This window comes from Vibrio sp. 10N.261.45.E2, assembly GCF_002875705.1.
In the GTDB taxonomy this organism is placed as follows: Bacteria; Pseudomonadota; Gammaproteobacteria; order Enterobacterales; family Vibrionaceae; genus Vibrio.
Genome location: NZ_MCZZ01000134.1, coordinates 20165 through 34386 on the forward strand (window position 1 = coordinate 20165; position 14222 = coordinate 34386).

At 45.6% G+C, this 14222-nt stretch carries 12 protein-coding genes; 1 reads left to right on the forward strand and 11 read right to left on the reverse strand.

What is annotated here, in order from left to right; translation table 11 throughout:
• Positions 1–4 precede the first annotated feature (4 nt).
• From BCT34_RS16005 to BCT34_RS16015, 3 genes are all read right to left on the reverse strand, one after another.
• A complete protein-coding gene (locus tag BCT34_RS16005) occupies positions 5–391 on the reverse strand; it encodes a hypothetical protein (protein WP_083702849.1) in 387 nt (128 codons plus the stop codon).
• Between the two features lie 188 nt (positions 392–579).
• Positions 580–2283, reverse strand: a complete 1704-nt coding sequence (locus BCT34_RS16010) for a sodium:solute symporter family protein (RefSeq protein ID WP_076655817.1) — start codon at positions 2281–2283, stop codon at positions 580–582.
• Positions 2284–2293: 10 nt separating this feature from the next.
• Entirely contained in the window at positions 2294–2560 is a 267-nt protein-coding gene (locus tag BCT34_RS16015; RefSeq protein ID WP_010435433.1) for a DUF4212 domain-containing protein, read from the reverse strand.
• Between the two features lie 436 nt (positions 2561–2996).
• Here BCT34_RS16015 and BCT34_RS16020 point away from each other — a divergent pair, with 436 nt between their 5' ends.
• Complete coding sequence (locus tag BCT34_RS16020) at positions 2997–4748, forward strand: potassium/proton antiporter (protein ID WP_076655815.1); 1752 nt, start codon at positions 2997–2999, stop codon at positions 4746–4748.
• Here BCT34_RS16020 and BCT34_RS16025 read toward each other — a convergent pair.
• The 8 genes from BCT34_RS16025 to arcA all read right to left on the reverse strand — a co-directional run bounded on the left by BCT34_RS16025 (position 4745) and on the right by arcA (position 13664).
• Positions 4745–5374 carry a response regulator transcription factor gene (locus BCT34_RS16025; protein WP_076655813.1) on the reverse strand — a complete coding sequence of 210 codons (630 nt, stop codon included), beginning with the start codon at positions 5372–5374 and terminating at the stop codon, positions 4745–4747. The two genes, BCT34_RS16020 and BCT34_RS16025, sit on opposite strands and share 4 nt — an antisense overlap.
• Before the next feature lie 211 nt (positions 5375–5585).
• On the reverse strand, positions 5586–7418 hold the full coding sequence (locus tag BCT34_RS16030) for a protein-disulfide reductase DsbD (protein ID WP_076655810.1): 1833 nt from the start codon (positions 7416–7418) through the stop codon (positions 5586–5588).
• A 175-nt stretch (positions 7419–7593) separates the two neighbouring features.
• Entirely contained in the window at positions 7594–8082 is a 489-nt protein-coding gene (locus tag BCT34_RS16035; RefSeq protein WP_076655808.1) for an arginine repressor, read from the reverse strand.
• 327 nt (positions 8083–8409) lie between these two features.
• Entirely contained in the window at positions 8410–8874 is a 465-nt protein-coding gene (gene pyrI, locus BCT34_RS16040) for an aspartate carbamoyltransferase regulatory subunit (RefSeq protein WP_004737110.1), read from the reverse strand.
• Between the two features lie 16 nt (positions 8875–8890).
• The gene (gene pyrB / locus BCT34_RS16045; RefSeq protein ID WP_076655805.1) at positions 8891–9820 is read right to left on the reverse strand and encodes an aspartate carbamoyltransferase; all 930 of its coding nucleotides are present in this window, start codon (positions 9818–9820) and stop codon (positions 8891–8893) included.
• Positions 9821–10304: 484 nt separating this feature from the next.
• Entirely contained in the window at positions 10305–11315 is a 1011-nt protein-coding gene (locus BCT34_RS16055) for an ornithine carbamoyltransferase (RefSeq protein WP_004729719.1), read from the reverse strand.
• Positions 11316–11456: 141 nt separating this feature from the next.
• Positions 11457–12368 carry a carbamate kinase gene (gene arcC, locus BCT34_RS16060; protein ID WP_076655802.1) on the reverse strand — a complete coding sequence of 304 codons (912 nt, stop codon included), beginning with the start codon at positions 12366–12368 and terminating at the stop codon, positions 11457–11459.
• 72 nt (positions 12369–12440) lie between these two features.
• Entirely contained in the window at positions 12441–13664 is a 1224-nt protein-coding gene (gene arcA, locus BCT34_RS16065) for an arginine deiminase (RefSeq protein ID WP_076655799.1), read from the reverse strand.
• Positions 13665–14222: the final 558 nt, after the last annotated feature.

A 14222-nucleotide genomic window follows, 5' to 3' on the forward strand; every position in this document is an offset into this window, starting at 1 on the left:
CTTGTTAGCCAAGTGGAGCTTGGACTTGTTGTAGTGTTTGGCTGAGATTCAAAAAACGCGCTTGGCCTTGAGGTTGCTGGCAGTAGTGGCGTTTCAGATAAAATAGTGGTGAGTGAATAGAGTCTAGACAGATATGACGAAAGGCGAAGCTGCGTTCAGGGGACTCAATCGCTTCAATCAAATGGAAGAAGACTTGGCGCAGGTACAACTCGCACAACAAGATGTTTTCTTGGGCGGCATGCTTTTCATAGTAAGCGGAAAGCGTGAGTGCGCACTCGATGTAGTCTCGAATCACAAACGGCTCGTGGCCTTGAACTTGGTCTAATGAAACAAAGCGATCCTGTGCTTTGTAAAACCTTGAGTAGAGAACCTGCTGCTCTTTCATCATCATTTGCATCTCTTTAATGGATGTTAATGATAATTATTATCAAATGAGATTTTAAAAACAACCCTTTGTTTCTGTTTTTATAAAATGGAGAGCAAAAGAAAAAGCCGACACATGACGTATCGGCTTTCTGAGATTCAGTACCTAATCCCTACAATGTAAGTACTGATTCATTTTTTGCTAAACATCTCTGCTTAGTGGTCGTGAGCTTCACCAGCACCTTTCGGGTATCGGATGTTCTCAACCATATCTTGTACGTCTTGTGGTACTTCAGCTGTTACTTTGTTTACCGCAATCGATACTACGAAGTTCAGACACATACCTAGCGTACCGATGCCTTCAGGGCTGATACCAAACCACCAGTTTTCAGGTGTGCTTGCTGCTGGGTTAATGAACTTAAAGTAGATGATGTAGCTTGCTGTGAAGGCAATACCTGACAACATACCTGCAATTGCGCCTTCCTTGTTCATCTTCTTGTAGAAGATGCCTAGGATAATCGCTGGGAAGAAGGATGCTGCGGCTAAGCCGAAGGCAAACGCTACTACCTGAGCTACGAAACCTGGTGGGTTAATACCTAAGTAACCTGCACCTACAATCGCGACCATGGCGGCTAAACGAGCGGCTAACAGCTCCTGCTTGTCGGTCATGTTTGGTTTGAAGCCTTTCTTCAACAAGTCATGCGAAATCGACGTTGAGATTACCAATAGTAGACCAGCGGCTGTTGATAGTGCGGCTGCTAGGCCACCGGCTGCCAGTAGTGCTACAACCCAGTTTGGTAGTTTCGCTAGCTCTGGAGAAGCCAGTACGATGATGTCACGGTTAATCTTCATCTCGTTGCGTTCATCGCCCGAGTAGAACATTTTGCCATCGCCGTTCTTATCTTCCCAACCTACTAGGCCAGTGCTTTCCCAGTTTTTGTACCAGCTTGGTGCGTCTGCTGCTGCGACACCTTGCATGTCAGGGCCGTTGATTGTTTCGATCATGTTTACACGAGCGAATGCTGCAACACCTGGTGCTGTTGTGTATAGCAATGAGATGAACAGTAGTGCCCAACCCGCTGAGATACGAGCATCACGTACTTTTGGTACCGTGAAAAAACGAATGATTACGTGTGGAAGACCTGCAGTACCGACCATTAGCGCCGCACAGATGAAGAATACATCCACCATGCTCTTGTTACCTTCGGTATAGGCGGTAAATCCGAGTTCTTCAGTGAGTCCATCCAGTTTATCGAGAAGATAAACATCTGTGCCTGATAATGTAGAGCCCATACCAACTTGTGGAAGTGGGTTACCTGTCATCATGATTGACGTAAAGATTGCTGGAACAAGGAAGGCGAAAATGAGGACACAGAATTGAGCTACCTGCGTATAAGTGATGCCTTTCATGCCACCAAGTACTGCGTAGAAGAACACAATACCCATACCAATGATGATGCCTAGGTTAATATCAACTTCTAGGAAACGAGAGAATACAACGCCCACACCACGCATCTGGCCTGCAACGTACGTAAACGATACGAAGATTGCACAGAATACCGCTACCATACGTGCTGTTTTCGAGTAGTAACGCTCACCGATGAAATCAGGAACCGTAAACTGACCGAACTTACGTAGGTAAGGTGCTAAACATAGTGCAAGTAGTACATAACCACCTGTCCAACCCATTAGGTAAACGGCACCGTCGTAACCAACGAATGAGATGATACCTGCCATTGAGATGAATGATGCTGCCGACATCCAGTCAGCGGCGGTCGCCATGCCGTTTGCTACTGGGTGTACACCACCGCCAGCAACGTAGAACTCACTCGTAGACCCTGCACGAGCCCAGATTGCGATGCCGATATATACTGCGAAAGTAATACCGACGAGAATAAACGTCCAAGTTTGAATATCCATGTTCTAGCCTCTAGTCTTCCTGTACGTTGTATTTTTTGTCGAGCGCATTCATGCGAACAACGTAAATAAATATCAGCGCCACGAAGGTGTATATCGAACCTTGCTGAGCGAACCAAAATCCTAGCTTGAACCCGCCAAACTGAACGGTATTGAGGGCATCCACAAATAAGATGCCAGCGCCGTAAGACACCGCAAACCAGACCGCGAGCAGTGTTCCCATAATTCCCAAGTTTTCCTTCCAGTAGGCTTGAGCATGTTCCGTAGATTCGAACGCCATTGCCTTCTCCTTTATTCCGTTTTCGTAGAAACCGTTTTTGTGAAATTGCGTTGTTAACGTAATGTTACGATTTAGAATGTAGCAAGGATGAGTCAAGGGATCTGTGCAACTTTAGTCGGGACGCCATTGGCGCTAATCCACTGAAATATGGGAGCTGGAAGGCATAACCATAGAAAAATGTGATGTTACAATGTTGTTAAATTAGCCAAAGGTCTAATAAAGATGCATGAATTAGAGAGCGAGTCATAAAATTTAACAACTAAATGACCGATAAACGCTATTTAGTCCTCCATATGACACGAAGCTAAACATAAGTTTGTTATAGTATTTACGGTACTTTACCGACCGTATTTTGTTTAACGGCAGAAGCTCAATAAGCTAACGGTAAAAGATCAACAGGCTTAAAGCTCGGGTTTTATTCTTTGGGGGGGACGAATTGGACGCAATAACTATTAACCACTTATTTCTAACTGGTGCCGTGCTCATCGCTATCAGTGTGCTTTTTTCGCAAGTGTCCTCTCGCTTGGGCGTTCCTATTCTTTTGATCTTCCTTTTCGTTGGCATGTTGGCCGGTGAAGATGGGCCTGGTGGCATCAATTTTGATGATTACTCGCTGACCTACTTGGTGAGTAACCTTGCGCTTGCTGTGATCCTGCTTGATGGCGGTATGCGAACCAAGGTAGCGAGTTTCAAGGTCGCTTTTTGGCCATCGCTCTCGCTAGCGACAGTAGGTGTGGCATGTACCGCCACTCTTACAGGCTTAATGGCGGCGTGGTTGTTTGACTTGTCGTTGATGCAGGGCATCTTGGTTGGTGCGATTGTGGGCTCGACCGATGCGGCTGCGGTATTTTCTCTTTTAAAAGGGCAGAGCCTTAACGAGCGTGTTGGCTCAACCCTAGAAATTGAATCAGGCACTAACGACCCAATGGCGGTGTTCCTGACGGTGACCTTAATTGCGCTACTCGGCACTCCTGATGCTGAAATGGGAATGAACTTCCTACTGAAAAGCTTCGCGATGCAGTTTGGTGTCGGCACGCTTATCGGCCTTGGTGGCGGTTGGGTTCTATGGAGTCTTATCAATCGAGTGCAGCTGGCTGACGGTCTTTACTCTATTTTGGTGCTCAGTGGTGGTGTGGCGCTGTTTGCGTTCTCTAACATGCTTGGCGGCAGCGGTATCTTATCGATTTACTTAGTGGGCTTGTTCATTGGTAATCGTCCAACACGCTCTCGACACTCTATTCTTAATGTCCTTGATGGCATGACGTGGTTAAGCCAAATCGTGATGTTCTTGGTATTGGGTTTACTGGTGACGCCATCGACGCTGATGGATATTGCTCTGCCTGCGCTAGCATTGGCTTTCGGTATGATTTTGTTTGCACGTCCACTGTCTGTTTGGTTGGGCTTGCTACCGTTTAGAAGCTTTACCACCAAGGAGCGCTGGTTTGTTTCTTGGGTTGGGTTACGTGGCGCGGTGCCGATCATTTTAGCGGTATTCCCGATGATGGCAGGATTACCCAATGCTCAGCTGTATTTCAATATCGCCTTCTTCGTGGTTATGGTTTCGCTGATTGTTCAAGGCGGTAGCTTGATGAAAGTCGCAAGATTAGCTCAAGTGACTTTACCTCCAACGCCAACACCTATCTCTCGTACCGGTATGGAGATTTATCCGACCAGCGAGTGGGAGATGTTTGTTTACAAACTGAAGGAAGAGAAGTGGTGTGTTGGTGAGCCACTTAAACGTTTGTCTATGCCAGAAGGGACGCGCATTACGGCACTATTTCGACAAGATGCTATGCTCCACCCATCAGGCAGCACAGTGTTAGAGGCGAACGATATCTTATGTGTGCTTGGCCAAGACAAAGACTTAGACAGCTTAAGTGCGCTATTCAGTGAGGCTCCTCTAGCAGAAGAAGCAGCACGATTCTTTGGTGATTTCTTCTTGGATGTTGAGCTGTCGGTTGCTGCAGTGAGTGATTGTTATGGTATTGAACTTGGCTCGCAAGAAGAGCGAGAAATGACGCTAAGACAATTGGTTGCTCAAGAGCTTGGTGCACACCCTGTATTGGGCGATAGTTTTGAGTGGCATGACATCACTTGGGTGGTCGCAGAGATAGAGGATCATAAAGTCGTCAGGTTGGGTTTATGTTTACCTAAGACGACTTTAGAAGAGGAAATCAGCGAAGCTTAATTGTGGACTTCTTGTAGCAAGATAACCGCTTGAGTGCGATTTTTCACATCCAGTTTACGGAAGATGGCCGTCATATGTGCTTTGATGGTCGCTTCCGAAACATTCAATTCATAGGCAATTTGCTTGTTCAGCAAGCCGTCAGAAAGCATTCCTAATACCTTGTATTGCTGAGGCGTCAATGTGGCAATTTTTTCCGCAAGGTCGCTACAAGCTGCATTATTGGTAATAAGCCCTTCAGGGAAGAACGGGTCGCCATTCAGCACTTGGTTCAGTGCACTCACCAATTCACGCATATCACTCGACTTTGGAATAAAGCCAAACGCACCGTGGCTCTTCACCTGAGTAACAACACTGGCATCTTCACTCGCAGAAATCACCACAATCGGCAGATCGGGGTATTCAGCACGAAGTTGAATGAGACCAGACATGCCATTGGCACCCGGCATTTTAAGGTCGAGCAGTAATAGATCCGGCTCGTCTTCTTTCTTTAGTAGAGTCAGTAAGGCATCGAGAGAATCGGCCTCAAGCAGGTTCGCACCGCTGATCGCCATATGAACTGACTGAAATAGGGCGTTGCGAAAAAGAGGGTGGTCATCAGCAATGATGATGGTATAGGTCGAGTCCATGACGTTCATACTTTTAACAATTTAGTTAATATTTATTATCATCCTGATTGAGTATGTGGACAATATCTATGCATTAAAAGTCTGAACCATATCGACTTTTATCCCTGTTCTTGGCAAGTGTTTCCTATAATCACAAAAAAGCCGTACTGCCATCTCGTTATGAGGAGCGGTGCGGCTTTTGTTAATGCTTGTATTTAGATGAATGTTGTCGTTATAGCTGGTGGTCTTGCATGTGTTTTAAGAATACATCGGCAGGCATAAAACCGGTGACACGAGCATTTGGAACATGGTTACCCTCACCGTCCCAGAACTCAATCGTTGGTAAGCCGAGCACCTGCAATTGCTTAAGCAGTTCAATGTCTTGAGGCATGTTTCTCGTCACATCAGCCTGCAGCAGTACAAAGTCAGAAAGCTTGTTCTCGACATCAGCTTGATGGAATGTGTACTTCTCGAACTCTTTACATGCCACACACCAATCGGCGTAGAAATCGAGCATCACAGGCTTACCCAGTTTCTTCGCTTCGATGAGCTGGATTTCTAATTCTTCAACGGTATTGATGCGCGCAAATTGGATATGCTGTTGTTCCACCGTTACGCTTTTCTCAGCAAACCAATAGTTTAATGCGGGTTGTGCAGAAGCAAATAGACCAAGCATCGCGATGATGCCCACAGCACTCTGCTTCCAGCCACCGAATGGCAGTGCATTCTTGCTGTGGTAGAGCCAACCAAAGGCGATGAAGCCAAGGCCAGACCAAAGCACGGTTGCCCATAACTCAGGGATAATACGCTCTAGTAGGAAGATTGGCGCTGCCAACAAGATAAAGCCGAATACGATTTTTACCTTGTCCATCCAGCTGCCTGCTTTCGGTAGTAGCTTATTACCAAATACCGCAACCAAGATCAGCGGGATACCCATCCCCATGGCTAACGCGTAGAGAGCAATTGCGCCAGTAAACAGGTCACCACTTTGAGCGACATACAGCAGCGCACCCGATAGTGGCGCAGTGGTACAAGGCGAACACACCAAGCCCGAGATGGCACCCATCGCGAACACACCCAAGGTATTGCCACCTTGTTGCTTGTTACTTTGGTTATTGAGCCAAGTTTGGATGCTACTTGGCAGTTGCAGGTTATAAACGCCAAACATCGACATTGCTAACGCCACGAACAGAACGCTCAACGCAATTAATACGTAAGGATGTTGCATCGCAGCTTGGAATTGCATGCCCGCAGAGGCAACCACTAAACCTAATAAGGTGTAGGTTAACGCCATGCCTTGCACGTAAATGAACGACAGCATCAACGCACGACCTTGGCTGAGCTTGCCGCCCCCTAAAACGATACCCGTAAGGATTGGGTACATCGGCAGCACACACGGTGTAAAGGCTAAGCCAACACCGAGAGCTAAGAACAATAGCGGAGTCCACCAAGTGTCACCGAGCTTATCGGCTAAGCTCGCTTCCTTTGAAACGGGTGCACTTGATTGTGGAGTGGTGTTACTTGCCACATCCACTTTTGGAGAAGGAACTTCTGGTGAGGTGTTCGCTTGGTTGCTGGCAGTGTCAGTAGCAGTGTCGCTTGAGCCCGTCGCTTCAAACGGTGCAATGTCGATGACGCGAGTTTCTGGTGGATAGCAGAAGCCTGCCTCTGCACAGCCTTGATACTTAACGATCAGCTGTGAGCCATCTTGGTAATTCTGTAGCGGAACTTGCACGAATAGCGGCTGAGTATAAACACTCACCTCGCCAAAAAATTCATCTTGGTGTGGTTGCCCATCTTCTAATTCAACACTGCCGATCGCGAGATTTTGGCCTGTGAACGAGAGGCTATGTTGATAGAGGTAGTAGCCCTCTTTTACCTGCCAGTCGAGAAGTACCTTGCCGTCTTGCTGGTAGTAATTGAAAGGGAAAGCTTGGTCTACAGGGACAAAACCATTGTTATTGCCTCCGAAGCTTGGCTCGGCGTTGTCGTTCCCAAAAAGCGCCCACGCAGGCTGGGTGAATAGGGAAACACAAACAAAAAGTAATGTGGCAAGTCGTCGCATACTATTTAGTCATCAAAATGGAGTTAAAGGTATCTTAACTCAATCAGACCGTAATAGTTTGCTATTAGTTTCATTGACCAGTAAATATCCGCTAGGGCGGGTGAGCCACTTTCTTAGGCAGTCGAGAGAGAGTTAGCAGTGCAACTGCAGTGAACGGCCTTTGCCAATAAGACATTTAGGCAACACCTAAGCGTGCTCTTACTACTTGTTCGCAAGCATCAATATTCGTCGTATCTTTCGGAATAATTAACACCGTGTCATTACCACCAACAGTACCGATAATCTCGGTATGTGGGTCGATATCAACTAACCTTGCCACTAGTTGTGCGCAACCTGGGTTTGTTTTTACGATCACCATCGCTTGGTTGTGAGTGATTAATTCGATTTGCGATGAGATGGAGGCATCGACACGCACAGGCGCGCTTTCAACCGTGATGCAGTAAACCTTTTTACCACAGGCATTTTGAATTTTGACAACGCCAAGCTGTGACAAAATGCGAGATACGGTCGATTGACTGATACCTGTATAGCCAATGTCGACGAGTTTCTCGCGCAGTTGGTTTTGGGTCGAGAAGCTTTGTTGTTGTAGTAAGCGTTTGCACGCTGCAGTTAATGTTTTGTCTTCAGCTGAATACAAGCAACCGTGCTCTGTGATTGGATTCATGAACAACTCCTTAAGGTCAATATGTGAATATCGCTTGTCCATAGCGCCGAGCGCACTCCCAAAGCCGTAGAGTACGATTGTTAAGTAGGGCCTACCGATGAATCTCGAAATAAAGAGGAAAGGTATGCGTGGTATATGATCGTCTATGCACCGAGTCTACCACTAAAGGATAGTTATCTTTTTGAAGGGGATCACCAAATAAAATTCTAGTTATTTGCTTTTATTTTGGAGTTTTATTCTTTTGTTAAATGGATATTTATTCCGAGTTTGGCATAAATATCCATCGCTATTAGGGTGCTTTGGAGACTGTGATAATGACGCTAAGGGTTAGCGAATTTCACTCATAATCTCGCGAGAGAATACTTTTTCACAGTAATGGCATTTTAGCTGCACATTTTCCTGTTTTAGCTGCACTTTAAAGCTGCTTTCAACGGGTTCTCCGTGCGAAATACAGTTGCTATTTGGGCATGAGAATACGCTGTTGATTTGCTCTGGCAGTACAAGAGTCAGCTTGTTTACTACCTTGTACTCTTCAATCTGATTGACCGTCGCTTGTGGTGCATACAGAGCCAATTGGTTCGCCTGTTCTTTGGTTAGAAAGATATTCTCAATTTTTATCAGGTCTTTGTGCCCCAACGCGGATGATGGCAGATTTAATCCCATGGTGATGCGCTGTTCCGTTTTGTGCATCTTGAACAGTTTGAGGATTTTGATACCAAGGTGAGCAGGGATGTGGTCAATGACGCTGCCGTTACGAATAGCTTCTACTTGTAGCTGAGTTTGTTTAACCATGACTGTTTTCTCCTGCTTATAAAGTGTCGTTAAGAACAAGGGCTAATAGGGCTTCACGAGCATACACACCGTTTTCTGCTTGCTCGAAGTAGTATGCGTGTGGCGTTTTATCGACATCGGTTGTGATTTCGTCGACACGTGGTAGTGGGTGAAGTACCTTCATGTTTTTGCGTGCATCTTTCAGCGTATCAGCCGTTAGGATGTAAGCCGACTTCATGTGCGCGTATTCTGACGCATCAAAGCGCTCTTTCTGTACACGAGTCATGTACAGAACATCCAGTTCAGGCACCACTTCTTCAATGCTGCTGTGAGTGCTGTATTGGATGCCCATCTCTTCCAATTCTTCACAGATATAATCCGGCATCGCTAACACTTCAGGTGCGATAAAGAAGAAACGCACGTTATTGAATTTTGATAGCGCTTGAGTCAATGAGTGCACGGTACGGCCATATTTTAGGTCGCCGACGAAAGCCACATTGAGGTTGTCGAGCGTGCCTTGCGTTTCGTAAATCGAGAACAGATCCAGCAAGGTTTGCGTTGGGTGCTGGTTTGCGCCATCACCGCCATTCACTACCGGAACACCGTTAGAAAATTCAGAGGCTAAACGTGCTGCGCCTTCTTGTGGGTGGCGCATCACAAAGGCATCGACGTAAGAGGAAATAACCTGCACTGAATCGGCAAGCGTTTCGCCTTTCTTCGCCAGCGATGTGTTACCGCCATTATCAAAGCCGATGACTGTGCCACCAAGGCGTTGCACTGCGGTTTCAAATGAAAGGCGAGTTCGAGTTGAAGGCTCGAAAAAGCAGCTCGCGACCACTTTATTTTTCAGCAGCTCCGGATTTGGATCGGCCTTGAGTCTTGCTGCAGTATCGACGATAAGCTCCAGTTCATCACGAGAGAGCTCTGGAATGGAGATGATGTGCTTGTTAAATAACGAATGCGCCATAACGGGTCTTCCTTTTTCTATGCATACAGTCAAATTGCGGACAAAAAAAAGCCCCCTAAAAATAGGAGGCTTCGAAACGATCAATAGAGCAAAATAAAAATGAGACCACCGCCAATCTTTGGCGTGTAGTTTGACAATCATGTGCGACAGAATTGCGGTTCATTTTTTGCTCTCTTAAGACAAATTGCGGAGGATTATACCCAGATAAAAAGGCCATGCAATACTTTCTGTAAAGTATTCATTTAATGGGTTTTTATGCGAAATCACGTCCGTTTATAGCTTCCATTTAAGCCTTTGTTGGAGCTGCGAATCTCAGGTTTTTTAAGGTAATAATCTCTTCTCGCACATGAAAAAAAATGCGAGTTTTATCCAAGGTCAAAATCCCAAGAATGCCACCCGCATTTCCCTGTTATTGCACTTAACTTGTCAATGTTTCGCGAACAAGTGAGTGCTTAACTTTTTAACTTCGTAACTTTTTAGCTTATTAGCTGCCTAGTGTCGCAACCATGACTGCTTTGATGGTGTGCATGCGGTTTTCTGCTTCATCGAACACGATAGAGTATTCAGACTCGACTACTTCATCCGTCACTTCTACGCCATCTTTAAGCTGCGGATATTCAGCAGCAAGCTGTTTTCCTACTGTTGTATCTTCGCCGTGGAAAGCCGGTAGGCAGTGCATGAATTTCACATGTGGGTTGCCCGTTGCTTTGATCATGTCCATGTTCACTTGGTAAGGCATCATTAGGTTAATGCGCTCAGCCCACGCTTCTTTCGCTTCGCCCATTGATACCCAAACATCGGTGTATAGGAAGTCACAACCTTGCACGCCTTCTTGAACATCTTCTGTTAGCGTGATTTTGCCGCCAGTGTGTTCTGCGATTTCACGACATTGAGCCAAAAGCTCTTCTTGTGGCCAGAATTGTTTTGGAGCAACAAGGCGAATGTCCATACCCATTTTCGCAGCGCCAACCATCAGAGAGTTGCCCATGTTGTTGCGAGCATCACCTAGGTAAGCAAAGCTGATTTCATGCAGTTGTTTACCACGGCCGTATTCGGTCATAGTTAGGAAGTCAGCAAGGATTTGTGTTGGGTGGAACTCGTCTGTCAGACCATTCCATACCGGTACACCTGCGTAAGCGCCTAGCTCTTCAACGATCTCTTGACCGAAGCCTCGGTATTCAATGCCATCGTACATACGACCAAGAACGCGAGCCGTGTCTTTCATTGATTCTTTGTGGCCAATTTGAGAGCCAGATGGGCCTAAGTAAGACACTCGAGCACCTTGGTCGAATGCCGCTACTTCGAATGCACAGCGAGTACGAGTTGAGGTTTTCTCAAAGATAAGCGCAATGTTTTTGCCAGTTAGTGTTGGCTGTTCGTAACCGTTGTACTTCGCTTTTTTTAGCTCCATAGAAAGATCTAACAAGTGTTGAATTTCGCGTGGAGTGAAATCTAGTAGTTTTAGGAAGTTACGGTTGCGTAGGTTAAAAGCCATGATGTATTCCTTCTTAGATTTATGCGCTTTCTTGTTACAGGGAAAGAAAATTCAAGAAAGCGCGATTCAATTTTTGTGTATTAATTTCAGTTCAAACGGTGATTCAGTTTTCTCGCAAGGTTTGAAAATCTCGCGAGTGGATTAATCTTTGGTGATATTGGTGCCTGCTTGGCCTTGCAAGATTTGCAAGCCATCTTCGAGTGCGCCGATACCCACAACTTTGCCGCCTTGTTGAATGAATTCGCACGATGCTTCGATTTTTGGCCCCATTGAGCCCGCATCGAATTCAAACATCGCCAATTCACTTGGTGTGGTGCTGCGCAGTGCGTGTTGAGTTGGTTTGCCCCAATCAAGGTATACAGCGTCAGCATCGGTCAGAATAAGCAGTGCATCTGCATCCAATTGTTTCGCCAAGAAAGCCGCTGACATGTCTTTGTCGATAACCGCTTCAACACCGACTAATTTGCCGTTCTCTTTTTTCACTGGGATGCCACCGCCGCCAGTACAAATCACTAGATGGCCTGCATCGATAAGCTGTGTGATCGCTTCGTGCTCAACAATGCCGGTAGGGCGTGGGCTTGGCACAACGCGACGGAAGTGTTGGCCGTCTGGTTTGACGATCCAGTGGAATTTCTCTGCCAGTTCACGAGCTTCTGCTTCTTCGTAGATCGGGCCAATCGGCTTAGTTGGATCGGCGAATGCAGGATCGTTTGGATCAACGGTCATTTGCGTCAACATGCATGAGATGTTGCGATTAGGCAGATAGTTTTTGAACTCTTGCATCAACATGTAGCCGATCATGCCTTGAGTCTCACTGCCCAACACATCTAGCGGATATGGATTTACTTTTTTGTATTCCAAACCTTGCAGAGCAAGTAAACCAACTTGTGGGCCATTACCGTGCACTAGAACCACGTTGTACACTTTCGCAATTTCAGAAATGGTCTTAACAGCTGTTTCAATATTACGGCGTTGAACATCGGCTTCTAACGGCTCACCGCGACGAAGTAGGGCATTACCGCCGAGTGCAACAACAACAGTTTGCTTAGTCATAATTGTGTTCTCTCATTTTGGCCAAGTTGAGGTTATTTAAGATCGTTCAACTTGGCCGTTTCGTCTTAGTGATTAGATACCATCACGCTCAATTGGGCAGCTCATGCAGCGTGCGCCACCACGACCGCGGCCAAGTTCATCTCCAGGGATAGGAAGAACTGTGATGCCTGCTTTGTCGTATTTTTCATTGGTGTAAGTGTTGCCTTCGTAGCCAATCACAACGCCAGGTTTAACTGTTAGAACGTTGTTTGCATCGTTCCACTGTTCACGTTCTGCATGGAAGTTGTCACCACCCGTTGTGATTAGGTTTAGCTTGTCTACGCCGAGTGCTTTTTCGATAGCCGTTACGAAGTAGCCTTCTTCTTTCACTTTTACCGCGCCCGACTCATCACCAGTAAGGTTCCAGCACTGCACGTCTTTACTCACCACTTCAGGGTAAACAGAGAACGTGTCTTCGTTCATGTGTGTCATAACCGTGTCTAGGTGCATGCAAGAGCGGTGTTTTGGTAGTTGCATTGCGATAACTTGTTTCGCTTGACCGTGTTTGAATAGGCTAGATGCTAAGTGCTCAACACCTTGTGCTGTTGTACGCTCAGACATACCGATAAGCACCGTGCCACGACCGATAACAAGAACATCACCACCTTCAATGGTTGAATTGTCGTAGCTGATGTTTTCTTCATCGCCGAAGTATTTAATGAAGTCTTGGCCTGCGAATGTTGGGTGCCAACGGTAAATAGCGCGAACGTGGTTGGTTTCACGTTGACGAGCAGGTTTTGCCATTGGGTTGATGGATACGCCACCGTATACCCAGCAAGATGTGTCGCGAGTAAATAGGTGGTTTGGTAGAGGTTCGATAATGAAGTCAGTTGGTGCGTGCATGCCTTGCATCATTGAAGATGATTTCATTGGCATTTCAGCGTAAGACAGACCGCCCGTTAGGATTTTCGCTAGCTCTAGGTTTGGTAAGTCGCCCAAGTAGCAGCGCACATCGTTAGCAAAAGTTTTACCTAAGCGGTAATCAGAAACTTGATGACTCAAAAGCCAATCTTTCGCTTCTGGCACGGCTAGCGTGTCTGCTAGTAGGTCAGTAAGAAGAAGAACCTCAACACCTTGATCACGTAGCGTTTGAGTAAATGCGTCATGCTCTTTACCTGCACGCTCAACAGCCAGTACGTCATCAAATAGTAAATCGTGACAGTTAGAGGGTGTTAGGTGAGTCAGTGCGCGTCTTGGGCGGTGAACTAGAACGCGGCGTAATTGACCTATTTCAGAACCTACATAGAACTTACTCATGATCGTCTCTCTCTTATATATTTGAATTACTTTTATCGCTAAGAGTAATTATTTATTTTCAGTTGAGAAGAATGAATTATTTATTCATATCTCTTGTCTGGAATTAATATTACGCTTGCTAGTCAGGTATTCTTAGAGATCTATCACAAATCGTTTTTTATCCCGCAGCCCTTTAAAAATAAGGGTTTTAACAAACTTTATGCACTTTTAATCATGGTTAGTGCACTCTAAATAGTTAGCTGTTAGGGAACTTTATGCACGCTTTTTTGACGAAAGTTCCTAGAATTTAATTTACGAGAGATTATATGCAGAATAACTTTATTGATAAGAGTGTACTTAGCTTGGAAGTATGCATTGTTTTTATTTAGATATTTAATTTTGGATATGGAATTAATTATTTATTAACAAAGTAAATGCGAATAAAGCTGTTGTGATCACATTTTAAAATCGACCGTTTAAGTGTGTTTTTGATAAGAAATGGCATTAATTTTCGGCTGATTATTAGGATGTAAATTAATTTAAATATAATTAACTCTAATAAGCCCGATTTCAGATAAT